Origin of the sequence: Streptomyces sp. WY228 (assembly GCF_019287315.1) — a bacterium.
GTDB classification, from domain to species: domain Bacteria; phylum Actinomycetota; class Actinomycetes; order Streptomycetales; family Streptomycetaceae; genus Streptomyces; species Streptomyces caviscabies.
This window is the reverse complement of the sequence record NZ_CP079114.1, coordinates 7,661,078-7,682,468: the sequence shown is the minus strand read 5'-3', so window position 1 is coordinate 7,682,468 and position 21,391 is coordinate 7,661,078. Positions and strand designations below refer to the sequence as shown.

Annotated in this window: 19 protein-coding genes; 9 read left to right on the top strand and 10 right to left on the bottom strand. The window is 72.3% G+C overall.

Annotation, left to right across the window (positions count from 1 at the left end; all coding sequences use genetic code 11):
* Nucleotides 1–97 precede the first annotated feature (97 nt).
* The 4 genes from KV381_RS33455 to KV381_RS33440 form a co-directional block, all read right to left on the bottom strand.
* On the bottom strand, nucleotides 98–859 hold the full coding sequence (locus tag KV381_RS33455) for an isocitrate lyase/phosphoenolpyruvate mutase family protein (protein WP_030622959.1): 762 nt from the start codon (nucleotides 857–859) through the stop codon (nucleotides 98–100).
* 138 nt (nucleotides 860–997) lie between these two features.
* Nucleotides 998–2,764, bottom strand: a complete 1,767-nt coding sequence (locus KV381_RS33450) for a discoidin domain-containing protein (protein ID WP_218786979.1) — start codon at nucleotides 2,762–2,764, stop codon at nucleotides 998–1,000.
* A gap of 139 nt (nucleotides 2,765–2,903) precedes the next feature.
* The gene (locus KV381_RS33445; protein WP_218786978.1) at nucleotides 2,904–4,019 is read right to left on the bottom strand and encodes a DUF1996 domain-containing protein; all 1,116 of its coding nucleotides are present in this window, start codon (nucleotides 4,017–4,019) and stop codon (nucleotides 2,904–2,906) included.
* A 328-nt stretch (nucleotides 4,020–4,347) separates the two neighbouring features.
* Entirely contained in the window at nucleotides 4,348–5,490 is a 1,143-nt protein-coding gene (locus KV381_RS33440) for a S1 family peptidase (protein ID WP_030089053.1), read from the bottom strand.
* Nucleotides 5,491–5,777: 287 nt separating this feature from the next.
* On the opposite strand from KV381_RS33440, the gene KV381_RS33435 reads away from it, so the two are divergent.
* The gene (locus KV381_RS33435) at nucleotides 5,778–6,818 is read left to right on the top strand and encodes an SCO7460 family lipoprotein (protein WP_030089055.1); all 1,041 of its coding nucleotides are present in this window, start codon (nucleotides 5,778–5,780) and stop codon (nucleotides 6,816–6,818) included.
* Between the two features lie 288 nt (nucleotides 6,819–7,106).
* Nucleotides 7,107–7,685: a GNAT family N-acetyltransferase gene (locus tag KV381_RS33430; RefSeq protein ID WP_086778468.1), complete on the top strand. Its 579-nt coding sequence runs from the start codon at nucleotides 7,107–7,109 to the stop codon at nucleotides 7,683–7,685.
* On the opposite strand, the gene sigJ is transcribed toward KV381_RS33430, so the two are convergent.
* Nucleotides 7,686–8,624 carry an RNA polymerase sigma factor SigJ gene (sigJ, locus tag KV381_RS33425; RefSeq protein ID WP_218786977.1) on the bottom strand — a complete coding sequence of 313 codons (939 nt, stop codon included), beginning with the start codon at nucleotides 8,622–8,624 and terminating at the stop codon, nucleotides 7,686–7,688.
* 99 nt (nucleotides 8,625–8,723) lie between these two features.
* On the opposite strand from sigJ, the gene KV381_RS33420 reads away from it, so the two are divergent.
* Nucleotides 8,724–9,104 carry a hypothetical protein gene (locus KV381_RS33420; protein ID WP_030622969.1) on the top strand — a complete coding sequence of 127 codons (381 nt, stop codon included), beginning with the start codon at nucleotides 8,724–8,726 and terminating at the stop codon, nucleotides 9,102–9,104.
* A gap of 112 nt (nucleotides 9,105–9,216) precedes the next feature.
* The gene (locus KV381_RS33415; RefSeq protein ID WP_098026386.1) at nucleotides 9,217–10,035 is read left to right on the top strand and encodes an ABC transporter ATP-binding protein; all 819 of its coding nucleotides are present in this window, start codon (nucleotides 9,217–9,219) and stop codon (nucleotides 10,033–10,035) included.
* 77 nt (nucleotides 10,036–10,112) lie between these two features.
* Here the strand turns inward: KV381_RS33415 and KV381_RS33410 are convergent, their stop codons facing one another.
* The 4 genes from KV381_RS33410 to KV381_RS33395 all read right to left on the bottom strand — a co-directional run bounded on the left by KV381_RS33410 (nucleotide 10,113) and on the right by KV381_RS33395 (nucleotide 14,930).
* Complete coding sequence (locus KV381_RS33410) at nucleotides 10,113–11,714, bottom strand: carboxylesterase/lipase family protein (protein WP_218786976.1); 1,602 nt, start codon at nucleotides 11,712–11,714, stop codon at nucleotides 10,113–10,115.
* Nucleotides 11,715–11,811: 97 nt separating this feature from the next.
* Nucleotides 11,812–13,287, bottom strand: a complete 1,476-nt coding sequence (locus KV381_RS33405; protein ID WP_030089065.1) for a UDP-N-acetylmuramoyl-L-alanyl-D-glutamate--2,6-diaminopimelate ligase — start codon at nucleotides 13,285–13,287, stop codon at nucleotides 11,812–11,814.
* 308 nt (nucleotides 13,288–13,595) lie between these two features.
* The gene (locus KV381_RS33400) at nucleotides 13,596–13,739 is read right to left on the bottom strand and encodes a hypothetical protein (RefSeq protein WP_158688339.1); all 144 of its coding nucleotides are present in this window, start codon (nucleotides 13,737–13,739) and stop codon (nucleotides 13,596–13,598) included.
* Between the two features lie 156 nt (nucleotides 13,740–13,895).
* On the bottom strand, nucleotides 13,896–14,930 hold the full coding sequence (locus KV381_RS33395) for a hypothetical protein (protein ID WP_030089066.1): 1,035 nt from the start codon (nucleotides 14,928–14,930) through the stop codon (nucleotides 13,896–13,898).
* A 237-nt stretch (nucleotides 14,931–15,167) separates the two neighbouring features.
* On the opposite strand from KV381_RS33395, the gene KV381_RS33390 reads away from it, so the two are divergent.
* Together KV381_RS33390 and gndA are read left to right on the top strand one after the other, a co-directional pair.
* Nucleotides 15,168–15,710, top strand: coding sequence for a DUF5709 domain-containing protein (locus KV381_RS33390; protein ID WP_030089068.1), 543 nt, complete (start codon nucleotides 15,168–15,170; stop codon nucleotides 15,708–15,710).
* A 155-nt stretch (nucleotides 15,711–15,865) separates the two neighbouring features.
* Entirely contained in the window at nucleotides 15,866–17,305 is a 1,440-nt protein-coding gene (gndA, locus tag KV381_RS33385) for an NADP-dependent phosphogluconate dehydrogenase (protein WP_030089070.1), read from the top strand.
* 30 nt (nucleotides 17,306–17,335) lie between these two features.
* On the opposite strand, the gene KV381_RS33380 is transcribed toward gndA, so the two are convergent.
* A complete protein-coding gene (locus tag KV381_RS33380; RefSeq protein ID WP_218786975.1) occupies nucleotides 17,336–17,752 on the bottom strand; it encodes a peptidoglycan-binding protein in 417 nt (138 codons plus the stop codon).
* A 270-nt stretch (nucleotides 17,753–18,022) separates the two neighbouring features.
* On the opposite strand from KV381_RS33380, the gene KV381_RS33375 reads away from it, so the two are divergent.
* Genes KV381_RS33375 through KV381_RS33365 form a run of 3 tightly spaced genes read left to right on the top strand, consistent with a single transcriptional unit; the run spans nucleotide 18,023 to nucleotide 21,335 of the window.
* Nucleotides 18,023–19,129 (top strand): Dyp-type peroxidase, encoded by a 1,107-nt coding sequence (locus KV381_RS33375; RefSeq protein ID WP_218786974.1) that lies wholly within the window; start codon nucleotides 18,023–18,025, stop codon nucleotides 19,127–19,129.
* On the top strand, nucleotides 19,129–19,926 hold the full coding sequence (locus KV381_RS33370) for a family 1 encapsulin nanocompartment shell protein (protein ID WP_030089076.1): 798 nt from the start codon (nucleotides 19,129–19,131) through the stop codon (nucleotides 19,924–19,926). The genes KV381_RS33375 and KV381_RS33370 overlap by 1 nt, the downstream gene beginning before the upstream one ends.
* A 32-nt stretch (nucleotides 19,927–19,958) precedes the next feature.
* Complete coding sequence (locus tag KV381_RS33365) at nucleotides 19,959–21,335, top strand: diaminopimelate decarboxylase (RefSeq protein WP_218786973.1); 1,377 nt, start codon at nucleotides 19,959–19,961, stop codon at nucleotides 21,333–21,335.
* Nucleotides 21,336–21,391: the final 56 nt, after the last annotated feature.

The window sequence follows — 21,391 nt, the reverse complement described above, 5'->3', positions numbered from 1 at the left end:
CGGAGCCGCGAAATACCTAACGGGGGGAGCGGCTTCGCCTCGCACTGCGAGCCGGTGGCCGATCGGCCACCGGCTCGCAGTCACATCGCGGACACGTCTACGGCGCCCACGGCTTCAGCATGTCCTTCACCGCGTCCGTCAGCGCGAACTGCAGCAGCGGACCGTAGGTGATGCGGCCGATGCCGAGGCGGCGGAAGCGCTCCAGGTCGTGCTTCACGGGATGCGCCGTGGTGTTCACCGGGACGGCGACGGCCTCGGTCACCGCCGCGAGCAGTTCGTCGTTGTCCTGGATCTTCACCGGGTAGACGCTGTCGGCGCCCGCCTGCTCCAGGGCCCGCAGCCGCTCGATCACCTCGTCGAGGACGTCGGAGGGCTTCTCCGCGTGCGCGAAGAGGTCGGTGCGGCCGTTGACCCAGACCGGGACGCCCGCGTCGTCGGCCGCCGCGCGCAGACCCGCGACGTAGCTCGCGTGCTCCTGCGTGCTGCGCACGCGTCCGCCCTCGGAGTGGACGGTGTCCTCGATGTTGAGGCCGACACCGCCGGCCTCGATCAGACCGGCGACGAGCTCCGCGGGCTGCTTCCCGTAGCCCGACTCCAGGTCCACGGAGACGGGGACGTCGACCGCCGCGATGATCGGCCTGACGGCGGCGAGCACCTCCTCGAAGGTCTGGCCCTCCTGGTCCTCGGCCCCCCGGGAGTCGGCGAGGGGGTGGCTGCCGATGGTCAGCGCGGGGAAGCCCGCGGCGACCGCGGTCCGGGCGGACCAGACGTCCCAGACGGTGGGCAGCACCAGCGGCTTGTGGTCGGCGTGCAGTTGCTTGAGGCGTTGAGCGCGCTCAACGGTGGTTCCAAAGTCCATGCCGAAGACGCTACCCCGCATCGCCCGGGAACGACGTGACGAGCCCGCGGCGGCCACGGATGTCCGTGGCCGCCGCGGGCTCCCGCCGCGCCGACAGCGGGGATGGGACGGCGCGGAGGCCTTCCCGGCCCCGCCGGATCAGCTCCGGTAGACGCCGAACTCGTAGAGCGAGTAGCCCCACGGGGTGCCGCGCTCGGTGGCGTTCACCCGGACGTAGCGGGCGTTGCCCGCGACCTCGACGTCGTCGATGCCGCCGTTGCCGGCCGTCTCCGTGTGGACGGTGTTCCAGTCCTGGCCGTTGTCCGAGGTCTGGATCGTGTACGCCTTGGCGTACGCCGCCTCCCAGGCCAGCTGGACGTGGTCGAAGGAGGCGGTCGCCCCCAGGTCGACCTGGATCCACTGCTGGTCGGCCCATTCGCTGGCCCAGCGGGTGTCGAAGGATCCGTCGACGGCGTTGGCCGCCGGGCAGGGGCAGCCGACGCTGTCCGGCTGGAAGGACGAGGCCTCGGCGGGCTTGCCGGATGCCAGGTTCACCCCGCCGACCTGCGGCGGGACCACCTTGAAGGACTTCGTCTCGATCCCGACGTTGCCCTTCCCGTCGGTCGACTTGAGGTAGACCTTCCAGACGCCGAGCCGGTCCGGCGCGGTGACCTCGAAGGTGTCGTCACCCCGGTCGGTGAAGTCCGCGTCCGTCAACTGGCCGCTGTCGTCGATGTACTTGGAGTTGACCAGCACCTGGTGGGTGAGCGCGTCGCCGTCCGGGTCGGAGACGGACGCCCTGAGGGTGAACGGCTTGCCCGCCTCGACGGCGGAGGCGTTGTCGACGGTCATGCCGCTGATGACCGGCGGGGTGTTGTCGCCGGAGGTGTCCGCGCCGTACGCCTCCTTCACCGCGTAGTAGGAGAGCCGCTTCTGGCCCGCGGGGAGCAGGTTGAACCAGACGCCGCCGAAGTCGTACTCGGTGCCGTAGTGGAAGAGCGTCGCCCCGAGCGACACTCCGGGGTGCCCCTGGACGCAGTCCCAGGCGCTCTGGTACCCCTCCGCCTTCGCCACGTCGGTGGGCTCGTCCGGTACGCCGTTGGCGTCGTCCGGCACCTCCCACTCACCGGCGGGCCCGCCCTCGGTGACGATGTAGGGCTTGTCGTAGCCGCCGCTCTCCCAGGTGGCGCGGATGTCGCAGACGGCGTCGTAGGAGTTCACCGCGTACAGGTCGAGGTCGGGCGCGTTCTTCTTGTAGTACGGCCAGGCCCCGGTCCAGGCGTCGGTCGAGGTGACCGGGTGGTTCGGGTCGACCGCGTGGATCTTCTTGGCGATCTCGTTGACGAAGGTGGTGTACGCGTCGCGCTGCTGCTCCAGTTCGTCGCCGCTGTAGCAGTTCTGCAGGCCGAGCACGGATTCGTTGCCGACGTTCCACATGAGGACGCCCTCATGGTCCTTGTAGGTCTCCACCCACTTCGGGAACTCGGCGAGCATGTCGTTCTTGTAGGCGGTGTCCGTCAGGTAGTTCACACAGCCGCCGCTGCCGGGGCCGCCGCCCGGCTGCAGCCAGAACCCGGCGATCACCTTGATGCCGTGGGATGCCGCGGTGTCCAGAAGCGGCTTCGTGGTGGCGTCGGTGCCCCACGTACGGATCGTGTTGACGCCCATCGACTTCACGTCGGGCATGTACTGCCCGGCGTCCGCGACGGACGGACCCCAGGTCAGCCCCTTCACGGTGTACGGGGCGCCGTCCACGGTCAGCTGCCAGGCGCCCTGGGAGCCGGTCACCTTCACCACACTGCCCGCGGCCTGGGCGGTGGGCACCGGAAGGGCGGCCGCCGCGGCGGCCAGGAGCGCGGCGACGGCGAGCCGCGCGGTGGTACGGCCCCGGGAACGGGCCGGTCGTCGGAAACGGGACGTGGTCATGGAGGGAAGGGCTCCTCACGGGAGTGCGGGTGGAGACGGCCGAAGGAACGGGCACGTTTGGGAGAGCGCTCTCCCTCCTGGGCGCGGTGCGCCCAGGAGGGAGACGCGACGGGCGGGGGTGTCGAGGCCAGGGCCGGGGTCAGGGCAGTTCGTAGTTCTCGTCCAGGGCCGCTCCCTCGCCCGGGTTGTTCTCGTCGTAGCCACGGGCGTTGCACTGGAGCGCGCCGACGATGCAGTGGTCGACCAGCGCGTCGAGCGTGGCGTCGTCCCAGGCGTTGAAGAAGTCGTAGTGGAAGGAGTGACCGGTACCGCTGGCCAGTCTCACCTGCGACATGTCACCGTTGACCGGCCACGCCATCTTGAACTCGATCATGGGCAGGGCGACCGGGTGGCTCGGCGGGCAGACGTCCTGGTTGGCCCCCATCACGACCGGGTAGGCCATGTGGGCCTTGTGGTCGGGGGTGTCCAGGTACTTCCCGTCCCAGCAACTGGGCGCCTGCATACGCAGGTTGAGCTGGGTGTCCTGGCTGGTCGGGCAGGCGGCCGGGAAGTCGTAGTTGTGGTAGCTCTCGCCGCACTCGTACCCCTCGACCATGCCGGGGTGGTCGCGGAACTCCTCGGCGGTCTGCGTGGGGCTGCCGACGACGAACCGCAGCCCCTTGGGGAAGGGCCGCACGGTGCGGTAGTCGGTGACTCCGGCCTTGTAGTAGATGGTCTGGGGGCCGGTCGGACGGATCTCCTCGTCGCCGTTGTAGAGGGTCGGCATCCAGTACGCGGACAGGTCACCGGGCGCCAGGCAGGCGGTGCCGCCCGCGCCCAGGGACGCGGTGGTGCTGTTCGCGTTCGTGGTGTCGTTGCCCATGAACGTGTGGTCGTGCGACGCGCCGGCCTGACCGGGGTAGACGATCGGGTCGTCCGGGGCGGTGTGGGTGACCGAGCAGTTGGCCTGGAACTCGTGGAAGTAGCGGTGCGGCGGGATCTCGTCGGACGGCTCCACGCCGGTGACCGGCGGGTCCGCCGGTATGTAGCCGTCGCCGTCGGGGTCGTCGCCGAAGGCCACGGGCTTCGCCGGCGCCATCTTGTGACCCTGCATGACGTGCGAGGCCGCCGCGGGCCGGTCCGACGCGGGCCCGTCCGCCTCGGCGGTGGCCGCCCCGGCGTTCGTGATCGCGGTCAGCCCGAGCGCGACCAGCGCCAGGGCGGCCGCCACGATCAGGACGGACACCAGGGTCGTTCTGTTGAGTCTTGTCACCATAGGGACCTCCATGCCGCTCTTCATCCCTGCACATCGGGTGCACGGTGGGGGGAAAGGGTGAGCTGGACGGTGCGACCGGGAAGAGGCTCCACCCTGCGCGTCACGAGGCCGGCGGACCGCGGGATCATCTGGGAGAGCGCTCTCCAAGGCGGTGCCAGTGTTGCGCCGACGCTGAGAAGGTGTCAATAGCTTGTGAACGATGCGCTGCGCGAGGGGTGTTGGCGCAACAAGGAAACGGCCCCGCACTCCGGCGGGGCCGCTCACTGGTCCTACGTCGTACCGCCGGGGCCCGCTCCGCCGGGGAGGACGGCGGGACGGCTCCCCCGGGTCACGCGGTGTGCAGCCTCAGTCCGTACCGGTTGAGGATCTCGTTGATCGGCTGGTACCAGGTCTCGCCGCCGCTGCTGCAGTTGCCCCAGCCGCCGGAGGTGACGCCCTGGGCCTGGTCGCCGCTGATGAACGAGCCGCCGGAGTCGCCGCCCTCGGCGCAGACGCTGGTCTTGGTCATCTGGTGGACGGCGCCCTGGCTGTAGTTGACGGTCTCGTTCTTGGCGAGGACGCGGCCGCAGTGCCAGTGCGTGGTGGAACCGGAGCGGCAGATCGAGGCGCCGATCGGAGCCTCGTTCGAGCCACGGACGAGCTGGTCCGGAACGGCCCCCCAGCCGAGCACGACCGGGACGGTCCACCAGCCGCTGCCGACGTTCACCCAGGCGTAGTCGTCGCCGGGGAAGGACGAGCCCTGGAAGTTGCCGATGTAGGAGTTGTCCCAGCCGCGGACCTGCTGGCCGGTGCCGCCGCAGTGCCCGGCGGTGACGAAGCCGCCGTGCACGGAGAAGCCGATGGAACAGCGGACGTTGCCCGTGTAGTACGGGTCGCCGCCGACCGTTCCGGCGGCGAAGGTCTGCGGAGCCTGAGCGGTGGTCTTCACCGTGACGGGGCCGGCCTTGCGGGCCTTGGCGACGAAGGCGCGGACATCGTTGTCAGTCTGCTCGGCGGCGACGACGTTCACCACGACACGGCTCGTGGCGGGGTCGACGTGCCAGCTGCTCACACCGGACGGCGCCTTCAGCGCGTCGATCCGCGCCTTGGCGGCGTCGAGGCTCTTGGCCGAGTGCTCGACGAGCCGGGTGTCGGCACCGGTCGCCCGTACGGCTTCGGCCTTCTCGGCGGTGGTGACCGCGATGGTCAGCCTGCCGGTCTTCGCGTCGAGCCAGGAGCCCCCGAAGGCGGAGCCGGCGGCGCGCTGCGCCTTCTTCTCCAGGGCGGTGGCGGCCTTCTCGTCGGCGAGCCGGGTGAGGGCCTGCTTCTCGGTGAGGCCGAGGTCGCGCTGCATCGCGGAGAGCAGGGCGGCGGAGGCGGGGGGTTCGGCGGGGGCGGGCGCGGCGGAGGCGGACACCGGACCGGCGGCGGTCCAGGCTCCGATCACCAGGAGCGCGGACAGACCGGTCCGCAGCAGGGTTGCGTGTCTCAAGGGAGTGACCCTTCCTGTTGTTCCAGCGACGTGGGGGTGGAACGGGAGGCGTCCGGGAGCGCGATCCGATCATGCCTTTGAGAGCGCTCTCAGATGTGCCGTTCCCGGACTGTAGCGGAGTTCAAGAGTCAGGTCCATGCCAATGACAGGAGGTGTGCGGGAGGGGTTCGCGGCGGTGTGCGCACCGGGGTTGAGTAGGCGTACTCATCCGGCCCGCGGAGACTGGTCCTACGGTCACAGGAACACGGGGCAAGACCCGGGGGCAGGACCAGGTGGAGGAGCAGATCATGGCCGGATCACGTCGCCGATGGTGGAGAGCCGCGCTGACCGGCACACTGGCGGGTTCGCTGGTCGTGCTGGTGGGCGCGTGCGGCGTGGTGGACACCAAGGACGACCGCCGGGCGGCGGAGGAACTGGCCGAGAAGCACTTCCCGGGGCAGCTCAGGGCGATCGGAGCACGCACACTCTTCCCGGGCACCGGCGGCTCGGAGGTCACGTTCGCGGTGACCGACGACCGCGACGCCGTGGTCCGGCTCCGCATCGACACGGACCAGGCGGACCAGGGTCTGTGCGACCGCAAGGACTGCGCCGGCGTACTGGCCGAAGCCGTGAAGCGCGGGCGGCAGCAGGCCGCCGACTTCCGTACGCTCAAGGGCGCCTTCGACTCCTGTGGTTACGAGGTCATCGCCCTGGGCACGACCGGCGCCGCGCCCTACGTGGTCGCCGAGCTGACGAACGCCACCGTGACGAAGGTGCTCGGCGAGATCGGGGAGTGCGTCCAGCGCTGGGTCACCGCGAGCGGGGCGGACAGCGCGCTCGCGAAGGGCCGGGCCTCGTACGTGAACGTGGTCTCCCCGTCCGTCGCGGACCGCCGCGACCGGGGCAAGGACTCCTGGCCGACCGTGATGCGGCTGACCCGGACGGACCTGCTGGCCTCGCTCACCAAGCACGCCTATTTCTCGGCGAGTTACGACTTCGAGGCGGGCCGGGTCGACACGACGGGCCGCGCCCGGGTGGTCCGTCCGTTCCGCGAGCGCGAGAAGTTCGGCGAGACGGTGCAGAACGCGGTGAAGGAGCAGCTGCGTGCCACCTACCCCCGGGTGGTCATGAGCACCTATCAGTGGATCTGGCGGCTGGAGCCGGGCCGCGTCGACCGCCAGACCGGCTACGTCCTGTTCTGCCCGGAGCCGGGGGCGCGCGGGCAGTGCGTGAACCCCGACGACGCGGCCCTGGTGACCACGGACGAGCACGGCAATCCGGTGGGGAAGATCCGGCTCGTCCACGACGTACGCGAGGGCACGGGGGCGCTGCGGCTGCCGCCGTACTAGGGGGTGTCTTGTCGATCAGGGTCGGTCAGGCCGCGGCGTCTGGTGCGGTGCATCGCAAGGCGCTGGAACGTCCTCATCGCGAAGCGATTCGGGCGTTTCGGCAACGCCGCGAGGTGCCGTGCCAGGCGTCGCGGACCCGGCCCTGATCGACAAGACGCCCCCTAGGCACGCGGCAGGTTGCCTGGCGCCCGGGATGTCCCCCGTCGGCACGGGCGGACTCCGGACGGCTCGGACCGTGGATGGCACCGGCTGCCACGTGACAGCACCACCCCGTGGCATCGTGGCGCCATGACGATCACGGTCCGCCCGGCTTCGGCCTTCGAGGATGTCCGTACCCTGGTCGGCCCGAAGTCGCCCGGGGCCAACGTCTGCTGGTGCCTGAGCTACCGGGTTCCGTCCAAGCTCAACAACGAGCTCCGTGGTCCGGAGCGCGGTGCGTACGTCGCCGGACTGTGCCGCGCGGAGCCCCCGCCGGGGGTGCTCGCCTACGACGGCGACGAGCCGGTCGGCTGGGCCGCCGTGGCACCGCGCTCGGACACCTCCTTCGCGCGCAGCCGGAAGATCCCGCACGTGGACGAGGTGCCGGTCTGGTCGCTGTGGTGCATCCGGGTGCGCCCCGGTCATCGTAAGAAAGGGATCTCGCACGCCCTGATCGCCGGGGCGGTCGAGTTCGCCCGTGCGCACGGCGCGCCGGCGATCGAGGCATACCCGATCGACAGCGGTGGCGCCGAGGTCGACCTGACGATGGCGTACGCCGGGATCCGGAAGAACTTCGAGCGCGCCGGGTTCACCCATGCCGCCGACACCACCTCGGTGCTGGCCGGCCACCCCCGCGTCCTGATGCGGCTCGACCTGCGCGACCGGTGATCACGGAACGTCCCGGACCTCTTCCTCGGCCGCCCCGAGCGCCGCCCACGGCTGAAGCTTCTCCGGGTTGCGGACCACCCAGATCCGGACGACCCGCCCCTCCGCGACATCGAACGAGGCCACGGTCACGACGGCACCGTCGCGCAGGGCCACGAGGCCCGGCGCCCCGTTGACCGTACGTTCCAGGAGTTCGAGGCCGGGCGCCCGGTCGGCGATGGCGACCATGTACGGGGCGATGCGCGTGCCCCCTTCGATCGGGCGCAGGGCCGCGCCGACCAGGCCGCCGCCGTCGGCGGTCATCACGGCGGCCGGGTCGAGGAGGTCGACGAGGGCCGCGATGTCCTTGTTCTGCCAGGCCTCCTTCACGCGCCGCACGGCGTCGCTCCGCACGTCCGCCGGCACCGGGGCCGGGGCGTCGGGCACCCGCCGCCGGGCGGAGGCCGCGAGCTGCTTGCAGGCGGCGGGGGTGCGGCCGAGGACCTCGGCGATCTCGGCGAAGGGGTAGCGGAAGACGTCGTGCAGGACGAACGACACCCGCTCGGCGGGGGTCATCGTCTCCAGGACGACGAGGAACGCCATCGTCACCGATTCGTCCTGGACGATCCGGTCGGCGAGATCGGCGGGGTCCGAGCCCTGGCCCTGGCCGTGGCCGCCCGGGCCGGGCAGCGGATCGGGCAGCCACGCGCCGACATACCGTTCGCGCCGGACCCGCGCCGAGCCGAGCACGTCCAGGCAGATGCGGCCGGTCACCGTCGTCAGCCAGGCGCCGGGCGACACGATCTCGTCCCGGCGGCTTCGCGGCAGCGCGTACCAGCGCGCGTAGGCCTCCTGCACGGCGTCCTCGGACTCGGCCAGCGATCCGAGCAACCGGTAGGCCACATTGATCAGTTGGCCGCGTTCACCGGCTATGCCCTCGATGCCCGCACGTGCCGCCCCCATGTTCCGACCGCCCCTCGCCTTACCTTTCGCGGGCCCGCGTCGTCGGGCTGGTGAAACCCTATCGATCAACCGCCCACGGGCGGTGAACGGGAGTGTGGCATGACCACCCAGGCGACGACACGGCGCGGCTCGCACAGCTCGCACGGCTTCTCTTTCGTGCGGATCGCGATCGCTCTGCAGACCCTGACGATCTTCCTTCAGGCGGTCTCGTCCGGACTGCTGATGACCACGGCCTACGGAGAGGTGCTGCACAGCGTCGGAGCGCGCGTGATGTACGGGGCGTCGATGCTGTACGTGCTCGCGGCGGTGCTGGCCTGGAAGCCGGGCGGCGGCTCGCCCCGGCCCGTGCTGCACGCGTCCGGCTTCCTGGCCCTGGCCTCGGTCCAGGTCGCGGTCGGCATCGCGCACATCCCGGCGGTCCATCTCCCGCTGGGCGTCCTGATGTTCGGGCTGAGCGTGCTGGCCCTGGCACGGCGCTGAGGACGGCGGGAGGACCGTACCGTGTCCGCGATGCAGTCACCCACGCAGGTCATTGCCGTCTACAGCTACCCTCCGTGCCGTGGACATCGAAGCGAACGGGCCGGAGGACGGCATGGACGGGAACACCGGCAACGGTCACGGGCGCGTCGTCGCCGCCCTCGACGGCGTGAGCATGCGCCGCCACGCCACCGGCCAGGTCATCCTCGACGGCATCGACTGGACCGTCCGGGCCGGCGAACACTGGGCGCTGCTCGGGCCCAACGGGGCCGGCAAGACCAGCGTTCTGCGTCTCGTCGGCGCCACTGCCTTCCCCACCACCGGCACGGTCGACGTCCTCGGCCACCGGCTCGGCCGGGTCGACGTACGGGAACTGCGCGCCCGCATCGGCCATGTCTCCACCTCCCAGCGCGTCCCGGGCGACCTGACCGGGCACACCACGGTCCTCACCGGCCACAGCGGCACGATCCAGCCGCTGTGGAAGGCGTACGGCGACGATGTGCGCGAGCGCGCCCACGCGTTGCTCGCCGAACTCCGGATCAAGGAGCTCGCCGACCGCCCGTACGGCGTCTGCTCGGGCGGCCAGCGCGCCCGGATCCTCATCGCCCGGGCGCTGATGGCGGACCCGGCCCTGCTGCTGCTCGACGAGCCGTTCAACGCGCTCGACCTGCCCTCGCGCGAGGACCTCATCGACACCATGCGCCATCTCGCCCTGAACCGGCCGGAGTTGTCGACGGTGACCGTCACCCACCACGTGGAGGAGCTGTCCCCCGCGATCGGTCACGCCCTGCTTCTGCGGGAGGGGCGCGTCCTCGCGGACGGTGCGGTCGAGGACGTGCTCACGGAGGAGCGCATGACCGCCTGCTTCGGCCGCCCCATCGAGGTGACCCGGCACGCGGGCCGCTGGCTGGCCCGCTCGGGCGGCTTCGCGTAGGCGGGACCGCCGCGCCGGACCGTACGGCGTGCGCCGGCGGGCACGAAGGCCCGCGGTCCGCTGCCGGGTGGTGGCCCTCAGGGCGCCAGGAGCGGCAGGCCCGCCGTACGCCACAGATCGCGGAGCCCGCCCGCGGCACCGCGTCCGTGCTCCTGCCGGCCCCCTTGCCGCTCCTCCGCCGTACGCCAGACCCGCACCGCCGCCCCGCTCCCGGCAGGCCCGTCGAGCGCGTCCCAGCCCGGGTCGCCGTGCGCGGCGAAGTCGGCCCAGGCGCGGGTCATATGCCGGGAGAGCTCCTGGTCGGCGGCGCCGGGCGGGCCGCCGACGAGGAAGTGGACGCTCTCCTCGTGAAGGTTGCCGAAGGCGAACGGGACGTCCGCGCAGTGCCAGGCCCGCACCCGTCGCCCCATGTGGTCCCGGCGACGGTCGAAGCGGGCGAGGAAGGCGCGGCCGCCTGCCAACGCGTGGGCCTCGGCGAGGCGGGTGCTGTACTCGGCGAACAGAAGGCCGGAGCAGAGGGACAGGTAGACGTCGAGGACCGGAGCGTCGGGCAGAAGCTCGCGGTGGCCCTCGACGAGTGCGGCCGGGAGCCCGAAATCGGCGGCGAAGGCGGCCAGTTGCTCCTCCGTCGTGACCTTCGCGCTGCTGCCGACCGCGTCCAGGAGCCAGTACTCCTCCGTGGTGTGGCAGACCAGCAGCTCCACCGTCCCGCCGGCTCCGGCCGCCAGTGCCTCCAGCGGGTCGGCGGTCAGCAGAACGCCGTCGGCGACCGGTCCGTAGATCGCCGGGTCGTAGTGGCGCTGCCCCGAGCCGGGGTCCTGTGCGTACCGTGCGCAGACCCGGTCGGCGGCGGCCACGAGGACCTCGGGCGGGGCGGCGAGCAGCCCGGCGCGGGTGGCGGGCACGCCGGCCGCCTCGGCGACCTCGGCCGTGGTGCGGGCCGCCTGCTCCACCGTGGCGAAGGCGTTGACGGCGCTGTGCAGGACGGCGCGGCGGAACAGGCCGCGCGCCCGGTCGGCCACCGTCAGGCAGGCCACGGAGGTCGCGCCCGACGACTGCCCGGCGAGGGTGACCCGGTCGGGCGAGCCGCCGAACGCGGAGATGTTGTCGCGGACCCATTCCAGGGCGGCGATCTGGTCGAGCAGGCCGCGGTTGTCGGGGAAGGAGGCGCTGCTGCCGTCGGCGACGGGGGCGGGTCCGCCGCGGCCTTCGGCCGGGGTGGGTCCGTCACGGTCTTCGGCGGCGGGCACATGGCCGAACCCCTCGAAGCCGATACGGCTGTTGAGCGTGACGACGACCAGTCCCCGGCCCGCCAGCGCGGTGCCGTCGAAGTCGGGCTGGGCGGAGGACCCGAAGACGTACGCGCCACCGTGGATCCAGACCAGCACGGGCAGGTCGCCCGGTCCGTCGGCGGGCGTCCAGATGTTCAGCGTGAGGATGTCCTCGTCACCGGGCGACCAGACCGGCGCGCCCGGCAGTTCGGCCGACTGGGGTGCCACCGGCCCGAAGGCCGGGCAGTCGCGTACGCCGTCCCAGGGCTCGGCCGGCCGCGGCGCACGGAACCGGAGGTCGCCGAACGGCGGGGCCGCGTACGGGAGTCCGCGTACGACGACGATGCCGCGATCCCGGGCGGCGCGCCGCCCCCGTACCGCCCCGGCCTTCGTCGTGAAGACGTCCACGGCTCCCGCTCCCCCCGCTCCTGCCCGTCCGTCGTTCGGCGCGGCCGCGCCATCATTCCAGGTCAGCGGCGGCCCGCACGAACGGATTGATCGCGGACTACCCGCCGATCAGCTCGCGCACGGTGGCCATGTCGCTGAACGGCAGCAGCTCGCCCCGGACACTCTGGTGCGGTTCGCTGCCCTTGCCCGCGATGAGCACGATGTCGGCCGGACCCGCCTCCGCCAGCGCTGCGGCGATGGCCCGGCGGCGGTCGATGATCCGCTCGAACGGCGTCCCGGTCGACGCGATGCCCGGGGCGATCTGGTCGAGGATGGCTTCGGGGTTCTCGTAGCGCGGGTTGTCGGAGGTGAGGACGCACAGGTCGGAGTGGGCTCCGGCGATGGCGCCCATCTCGGCGCGCTTGGTGGTGTCGCGGTCGCCGCCGCAGCCGAAGACGGTGATGACCCGGCCCCGGGCGAAGCCGCGGATCGTGGTGAGGACCTTGTTGAGGGAGTCCGGCGAGTGGGCGTAGTCCACGATCACCGAGGTGCCGTCGGGGGTGTGAAGGCGTTCGAAGCGGCCGGGAATCTGCGGCATCCGCTCCAGCGCGTCGACCAGCCCTGCCAGGCCGTGGCCGAGGAGGTGACAGGCGGCCACCGCGGCCAGCGCGTTGGAGACCGAGAACCGGCCCGGCGAAGGGATCGCCGCCGGGTACTTGCGGCCGTCGTGGTGCAGGGTGAACCGGGTGCCCGAGGCGTCCACGGTGAGATCGCTCGCGCGGTAGTCCGCTTCGCCGTCCAGCGCGTACGTGGTCACGGCATCGGGCATCAGCTCCCGGATCCCGGCGCCCACCGGGTCGTCGGCGTTGACCACGGCGCGGCGGCACAGGCCCTGGAACAGCCGGAGTTTGGCGTCCCGGTAGTTCTCCATGGTGCCGTGGTCGTCGAGGTGGTCCTGGGTGAGGTTGGTGAAGACGCCGACGTCGATGAACGTACGGTCCAGACGGTGCGTCAGCAGCCCCATCGAGGTGGCCTCCAGGACGACACTGCCGGTGGTCCGGTCTCGCATGTGCCCCAGCAGGTACTGGAGATCGGGTGATTCCGGGGTGGTGAGCACCGAGGGCGGCATCGGGATGGGCTCGTCCCCGATGCGGCTGCCCGCCGTTCCGATCACCCCGACCCGGGTGCCCTCGGCGAGCCGCAGCACCGACTCGGTCATGTACGACACGGAGGTCTTGCCGTTGGTGCCGGTGATGGCGATCAGGTCCATCGCCCGGCCCGGTTCGCCGAAGTAGCGCGAGGCGAGGACGGCGGCGGCCTTGCGGACGTCGGGGACGCGTACGGCGCAGGCGTCGCCCAGGGGCGTGGGCAACGGCGGGGCCTGTTCGTCGACGAGTACGGCGACCGCGCCGCGAGCGACGGCCGGGGCGACGGCGTCCGGACCGCCGGCCGCGTGGCCGGGCACCGCGGCGAAGACGGAACCCGGAGTGACCCGGTCCGCGTCGAACGTCGCACCGGCGGTGACGTCCGTGCGGTCGGGGGTTCCCCGCAGCACGTGGTGGGCCTGCCCGGACAAGAGGTCGCTCAGCTTCACGATGATCCCTTCGAGTGCGACGCCGGCAAGGTGGTGCGGCCGTCGCCGTGAAGCAGCCCGGGCAGGTGCGCCGTAGGCCGCGTGGTGCTGTGGAGCCGATCGTGGAACGCGCGCGTCCGGCGAACGCCGGAGCTACGGTGTGCCCCGGCGCTCAGCGGGCCGGAATGGTGGTGCCGGTGAGGAGACAGCGGGCCGGGAGCGATGACGCCGTCGTCGGCGACGCCGGATACGGCGGTCGGAAACCGCCGCGCCTATGGCGGATGTGTCGCCGGTGGATCGGTGGGCCGCCGGCGAATCGCTGTGGATCGCTAGCCGTGGCCGTGCAGTGCGGTACGGCCCGTTCCGGGCGCCGCGTCGGCGGGTGCCGGGGGCACGGCCGCGCGGGCGGTGGCCGGGGGCAGCGCGGAGACGGCCCTGAGCGGGCATGTCCTCGGTGCGGCGCTGCGTCCCATGGGCCGAGTGTACGGGGCAGGGGAAGGGGCCCGGTCCGCCCCGAGCGGAGCGGACCGGGACGGAGACCGACGCGGAGATGCGACGGGGACCAGGGGCAGGACCGGGGCCGCGTCCGGACTCGGTCGGACAGTCCCGTCAGGGGGCGTCGGGAGTCGTCAGGGTGTGCTGTCGATGAGCCGGACGGTGCCGAGGATCTTCCGCACGGTCGGCTCCGGCACCTCGTCGTCGACGCCCCGTACGCCGACGAAGGTCCAGGAGACCGTCTCGCCCGCCGGGTTCTCGAAGGCGAACGCGGTCGCCTTGCCGTCGTAGGAGCAGCCGCCCGTCCGGCCGACACCGGTCGAGGTGGCCGTCGCCACGCTCCCGGTGATGCCGGACCGCGTCGTGAACGGCTTCGCCGCCCCGGTGGTGACCTTCTCCTTCGACGGCTGGGCGTAGCTGCCGTAGACCCACAGGCGGGCGTTCTCCCGGGCCGCTTCGGCGGTGCTTCGGGCGTCCGGCTCGCCCCGGGAGCCCGCGGAGGCCAGCGGAGTGTCCTCCTGGGTGCCGTTGCCGTCGTCGTCGGACCGGCACCACTTCTCCTGGAGGATCGCCGGGGCCGAGAACCCGACGAGCGGCATCTCCTCGGGGTCGTCGTTCTCGGCGACGTAACTCACCCAGCCGGTCGACTTGAGCGCCCACTGGACGGGCACGTCGAAGGCGATGCCGCGCTTGGGGTTGACCACGGTCTTCCAGCCGGGTACGAGGGGCGCGGGCCCGTTCTCGGCACCGCCCCGGGCCTCGCCCGGGGACGCCGACGGTGACACGGTGTCCGTCCCGGTGGGTCCCGCGACCGGCTTCCCGTCGTCCTCGTCGCCGCCGAGCACCAGGAATCCGGTGATTCCGGCGGCGATGACGACGGCCGCGGCCGCGACCACGGCGATGACCGAGCTACGGCGGCTGCCGCCGGGCGGGGGCGGCCCGGAGGAAGCGGTCCGCGCGCTCCAGGGGGCGGACGCGGGCTGCCCGGCAGGTTCGGTGCGCGCGTCCCACGGAGCGGTCCCGGCTCCCGCGTACGGCGGCTGCCCGCCGGCCTGCTGTCCCTGCGGAGGCCACCCGTACGGCTGCTGCCCCTGGCCCTGTCCGTACGGCTGCTGCGGCTGACCCTGCTGGTGGTGATCGCCCCCGGGCGACTGCTGTCCGTTCCCCATGGGAGATCACCCTATGCCCGGCCGTTCGACGATTCGAACAGCCTGTGCCCGGACTCCCACGAACTCCTCGCTTCTGCGGCGAACCGGCCGCGACCTGCGTACGGACCGGTTCGCACCGCCCGAGCCCGGCTCCGGAAACCGATCTTCCCTTTGCGGCCGGAGCGGGACGGGAGTGGAATTGCGTACAGGGGACAGGAGAACCCGTCACTCCCGGAGGACCGGAGGAAAGGACGCGCCATGAGCGACACCGACTGGGGGGACGACGTCTACCAGCCCCAGGAACCCGAGGCTTCCGATCCCGACGAACAGCTCGGCGCCGAGGACACGCTCATGGATCCGTCCGGCACCGGCGACCCCCTGGACGAGGGGTATTCGCCGCCGGACCGCCCGTGGGTGGTCGACGGACTCGGCACCACGGCCGACGAGCGGAACACAGGGGAGTCCCTCGAAACGCGGCTGACCAGGGAAGTGCCCGAGCCGGACGGTTCCGCCGGCGACGGTGTGGGCGATCTGGTGGACGGCGACGGAGAGCCCTGGGACGACGAGGTGGGCGTCGCCCGCGCCGGGCGGCTCACCCAGCAGGCCGACGGGCGCGTCCCGGCCACCCTCACCGCCAGTGACGTGGGCATCGACGGCGCGGCGGCGTCGGCCGAGGAGGCCGCGATGCATGTGATCCCCGAGCCGGGGGACGACGACGCGCTGCTGGAGGCCGGCCCGCCGCCCGCCGCCCCCGGTTCCGGCCCCGCCGGCGGCGGCACGGCAGCCCCGCCGCCGTCCTGAGCTGACCGGTCGGCGAGCGCCCGCCCCTGAACGCGGCGGTCCCCGGGCCCGTACTCCCCTGACCGAAGCGCACACCGGCCCCCACGCACTCCCCCGTACCGCACCCACCGCACCCACCGCACGCACGGACGTACTCGCACCCCAGGAGCGCACCAATGAGCGGCACCGCCCAGATCGGCGTCACCGGACTCGCGGTCATGGGCCGCAACCTGGCCCGGAACTTCGCCCGCAACGGCTTCACCGTCGCCGTGCACAACCGCACCACGTCCCGGACGGACGCCCTGGTCGAGGAGTTCGGCGACGAGGGCACGTTCGTGGCCGCGCACACGCCCGAGGAGTTCGTCGCCGCGCTGGAGCGGCCCCGGCGTCTGGTGATCATGGTGAAGGCGGGCGACCCCACCGACGCGGTGATCCAGGAGTTCGCGCCGCTGCTGGAGGAGGGCGACGTCATCATCGACGGCGGGAACGCCCACTTCGAGGACACCCGCCGCCGTGAGAAGGAACTGCGCGAGCGCGGGATCCACTTCGTCGGGGTGGGGATCTCCGGTGGCGAGGAGGGCGCGCTGAACGGACCGAGCATCATGCCGGGCGGCTCGGCGGAGTCCTACGCGTCGCTGGGGCCGATGCTGGAGAAGATCGCCGCGCAGGCGAAGGACGGCACGCCGTGCACCACGCACATCGGTCCGGACGGCGCGGGCCACTTCGTGAAGATGGTGCACAACGGCATCGAGTACGCGGACATGCAGCTGATCGCCGAGGCGTACGACCTGCTGCGCGCGGTGGCCGGGTACTCCCCCGCGCAGATCGCCGACGTCTTCCGTACGTGGAACACCGGCCGGCTGGATTCGTATCTGATCGAGATCACGGCGGAGGTCCTCGCCCATACGGACGCGGCGACCGGGAAGCCGTTCGTCGACATCGTGCAGGACCGGGCGGAGCAGAAGGGCACCGGGCGCTGGACCGTACAGATCGCGCTCGACCTCGGGGTCCCGGTGTCGGGCATCGCGGAGGCGGTCTTCGCCCGCTCGCTGTCCGGCCACGCCGATCTGCGGGAGGCGGCCCGCGGTCTCCCGGGGCCCACCCCGAAGCCGCTGGACGGGGCGGCGGCAGCGGCGTTCGCGGACCAGGTGGAACAGGCCCTGTACGCCTCCAAGGTGGTCTCGTACACGCAGGGTTTCCACCAGATCAGGGCGGGCGGCGAGACCTACGACTGGGACATCGATCTCGGCTCGGTGGCGGCGATCTGGCGGGCGGGCTGCATCATCCGGGCGGCGTTCCTCGACCGCATCCGCGCCGCCTACGACTCCCGGCCCGACCTGGTCAGCCTGCTCTCCGACAAGGAGTTCGGGCAGGAGATCGGCGCGGCGCAGGACGACTGGCGGGCGGTGGTGGCCGAGGCCGTACGCCAGGGCGTGCCGACCCCGGGCTTCGCCGCCGCGCTCTCGTACTACGACGGGCTGCGCGCGGACCGGCTGCCCGCGGCGCTCACCCAGGGCCAGCGGGACTTCTTCGGGGCGCACACCTACCGGCGTACGGACCGGGAGGGCTCGTTCCACACGCTCTGGGGCGGCGACAGGACCGAAGTGGAAAGCTGACCTGTCCGCGCCCGGGTCCGGCCCGCGGGCTCAGCAGTAGAGCCGTCGCAGATAGGGCCACGTCTGCTGACCGACCTTGCCGTCCTCGGCCAGGGTGGTGCGGCAGGCGTAGTTGACGCCCTTCTGGAACTTCTTCGCCGCGGCCTGGGAGTTGCGGCCGAAGATGCCGTCGATCGTCCCCGGGTTGTGGCCCTGGTACCAGAGGAGGCACTGGGCCTCCTTGCCGGCGGCGGTCACCTGCGAGGTGGAGGGGACGACCGTGGTTCCGTCGTAGTAGCCGGCCGAGAGCCGGCCGGCGGCGCTCATCTTCACGTCGCACGGGTAGGCCGCGGCAGCGGCGGCGCCTGTCTCGGCCGCGGCGGCGACGCCGCCGGCGGCCGTGCCTCCCAGCAGGACGAGGGAGGCGAACACGATCGCGGTGCGCCTGCGGGGTGCGGTGAGTGCCATGGAAGGGCTCCTGAAAGGGTGCGTGGTCGGCATCCGCGGCCATGGGTGCCTTGCCCGGTCGGGCACACCCGACTGTCCTGTGAACACGGCTGTCCCGGGTACCTCGAACAGTTCAGGTTGCGCGTCCGCCGATCGTCGGCCGGCGGCCCGTCGCCGCTGACCCGCACGGTCCACCCCGGGTGCGGCCGGACCCAGGGCGTGGCTTAGTGGCTGCGAGTCCTGTTCGTCGTTCGTCGAAGCCCCGTTTCACCGTCGTAGTGGAGTGCGCGCATGCCCGACGCCGTGCCTGACCCCGTCTCCGTCCAGCCCGTCGTGGCGCCGTTGACCAGCGCGGCGCTGTTCCTGGTCGGCACGATCGAGCCGGGCGGCGAAGGCGCGGTGCGGGACGTGCTGCCGGATCTCGCGGCCGTCGCCCGGTCGCTCGGGTTCCGGTACCCGGACTCCGGCCTCGCCTGTGTGGCGGGCTTCGGCTCCAGCGCCTGGGACCGGTTGTTCGCGGGGCCCCGCCCCGCGCACCTCCACCCGTTCCCGGAGCTGCGAGGGCCTCTGCACCACGCCCCGGCGACCCCGGGTGACGTGCTGCTGCACATCCGGGCCGAGCGGATGGACGTCTGCTACGCGTGGGCGGCCCAGTTGCTCGACAAGCTCGGCGGGGCCCTGCGGATCGTGGACGAGACGCACGGCTTCCGCTACCTCGACCACCGGGATCTGCTCGGCTTCGTGGACGGTACGGAGAACCCGGTCGGCGACGACGCCCGTTCGGCGGCGTTGGTCGGCGCGGACGACGACCCGGACTTCGAGGGCGGCAGCTACGTCGTCGTGCAGAAGTATCTGCACGACCTGACGTCCTGGAACGCGCTCTCCGTCGAGGAGCAGGAGCGCGTCATCGGCCGCACCAAGCTCGACGACGTGGAGTTCCCCGACGAGGACAAGCCCGCCGACTCCCACCTCGCGCTCAACACCATCACCGACCCGGACGGCACCGAACGCGACATCCTGCGGGCGAACATGCCGTTCGGGAGCTTCGGGAAGGGCGAGTTCGGTACGTACTTCATCGGGTACGCCGCCGATCCCGACGTGACCGAGCGGATGCTCCGCAACATGTTCCTCGGCGATCCGCCCGGGACGCACGACCGCATCCTCGACTTCTCCACCGCGGTCACGGGCTCGCTCTTCTTCGCCCCTCGCGCCGACTTCCTCGACGCCCCGCCGCCCCTGCCCGCCCCGGCCCGCTCCGGGGACCGGCCGGAACCGGTGCCCGTGCCGGTCCTGCAGGAGCCGGGACCCGCCCCTGCCTCCGCCCGGCAGGAGCCGGTCGCGGCCGGCCCCGACCACGGTTCGCTGCGCATCGGCAGCCTGCAAGAAAGTGCCCAGTGATGAACAATCTGCACCGCGAACTCGCACCGGTCACCCCGTCCGCCTGGGACGAGATCGAGGAGGAGGCCCGCCGCACCTTCCGCCGCCATGTCGCCGGCCGCCGGGTCGTGGACGTGTCCGATCCGGACGGCCCCACGCTGTCCGCCGTGGGCGACGGCCATCTGCGCGACATCGATCCGCCCACCCCGGACGTGGTGGCGCGGGCCCGCACCTCGATGCCGGTCATCGAGTGGCGGGTTCCGTTCACGGTGACCCGTCAGGCCGTGGACGACGTGGAGCGCGGCTCCGCCGACAGCGACTGGCAGCCCGTCAAGGACGCGGCGCGCACCTGTGCGTTCGCCGAGGACATGGCGATCATCGACGGGTACGGGGCGGCCGGGATCACCGGCCTGCGGGACGGTTCCTCGCACGAGCCGCTGCCGCTGCCCGCCGACGCGCGGGACTATCCGGTGGCGGTCAGCCAGGCCGTGACGCGGCTGCGCCTGGCCGGTGTCGACGGACCGTACCGGCTGCTGCTCGGCGCGGACGCGTTCACCGAGGCGGCCGAGACCTCGGACCACGGGTATCCGGTCAAGACGCATCTGAGCCGCCTGGTGGACGACGAGATCCTGTGGGCGCCCGCGGTCAAGGGCGGGGTGCTGCTCTCCACCCGGGGCGGAGACTTCGAACTCTGCCTGGGCCAGGACCTGTCGATCGGCTACGCGGACCACGACGCCACCAGCATCCACCTCTACTTCCAGCAGGCCTTCACCTTCCGGATGCTGACGCCGGAGGCCGTGGTCGGTCTGATCGCCTGACCCCGGGGGCAGCCATCAGGGACGCTGGCCGTATGACGCAGACGACTTCCGCACCCCACCACGAGGACGGCACGGCACCACCCGCCGCCCGCTTCGACGCCGTCGTCGAAGCGGCCGTCCGGCAAGGACTGCTGGGCGAGGGCGGCCCGGTCGCCGGATTCATCGACACGGAGGGGGTGCGTGCCTCCGTCGGAGCCCTGCACGACGCCTTCGCCGCCACACCCGGGGTACTGCACACCTTCGCGGCCAAGGCCTGCTCCCTGATCCCGGTGCTGCGGCTGCTCGCCGACTGCGGCATGGGGTGCGAGGTGGCCAGCCCCGGTGAACTGCGCCTCGCCCTGGAGGCCGGGTTCCCCGCGTCCCGCATCGTCCTGGACTCCCCCGCCAAGACCCGCGAGGAGATCCGGTTGGCGCTCGCCCTCGGCGTGGCCGTCAACGCCGACAGCCTCGACGAACTGCGCCGCGTCGACGCCCTCCGGAACCCGGGCACCGCCTCGGTGCTCGGGCTGCGGGTCAACCCTCAGGTCGGCGGTGGCGCGATCGGGGCGATGAGCACGGCGACGGACACCTCGAAGTTCGGGGTGGCGCTGCGCGATGCGGGGGCCCGCGAGGGGATCGTGACGGCCTTCCGGGAACGGCCGTGGCTGACCCGGCTGCATGCCCATGTGGGCTCCCAGGGCTGCCCGTTGGAGCTGATCGCGGCCGGGGTGGCGCAGACGTACGAACTGGCCGAGGAGATCAACGCGACGCTGGGCGTCCGGCAGGTCACCAGTCTCGACATCGGCGGCGGACTCCCGGTCAACTTCGCCGACGAGACCGTGCACCCCACCTACGCGGACCATGTGGCGGCCCTGACGGCGGCCGCCCCCGGCCTCTTCTCCGGGCGCTATGCGCTGGTCACGGAGTTCGGCCGGTCGCTGCTGGCGAAGAACGGGTTCATCGGGGCCCGGGTGGAGTACACGAAGGACGCCGGGGGCCGCCGTATCGCGCTCACCCACGCGGGAGCGCAGACCGCGACCCGTACCGTCCTGATGCCCGAAGCCTGGCCGTTGCGGATCGGGGCGTTCGGCCCGGACGGCACGCCGAAGGGCGGCCCGGTGCTGGCGCAGGACATCGCGGGACCGTGCTGCTTCGCGGGCGACGTGGTGGCGTACGGCAGAGAGCTGCCGGAACTGGCCCAGGACGATGTGGTGGTGCTGTACGACACCGGGGCGTACTACTTCTCCACCCCGTGGGCGTACAACAGCCTCCCGCGGCCGGCGGTGTACGGGTTCCGGGTGGCGGCGGGGGCGGGGCGCGACAGGGCTGCGGTGACGTTCGCGACGGTGCGGGACGCGCAGTCGATGGACGCCATCGCAGCGGAGAGCGGTCTCGCGCACGCGGACGCGCTGGTCGAGCGGAGCGACTGAGCGGGGCGCCTGAGCGGGACGGATGCCCGGGAAGGATGCCCGGGACGGATGCCTGG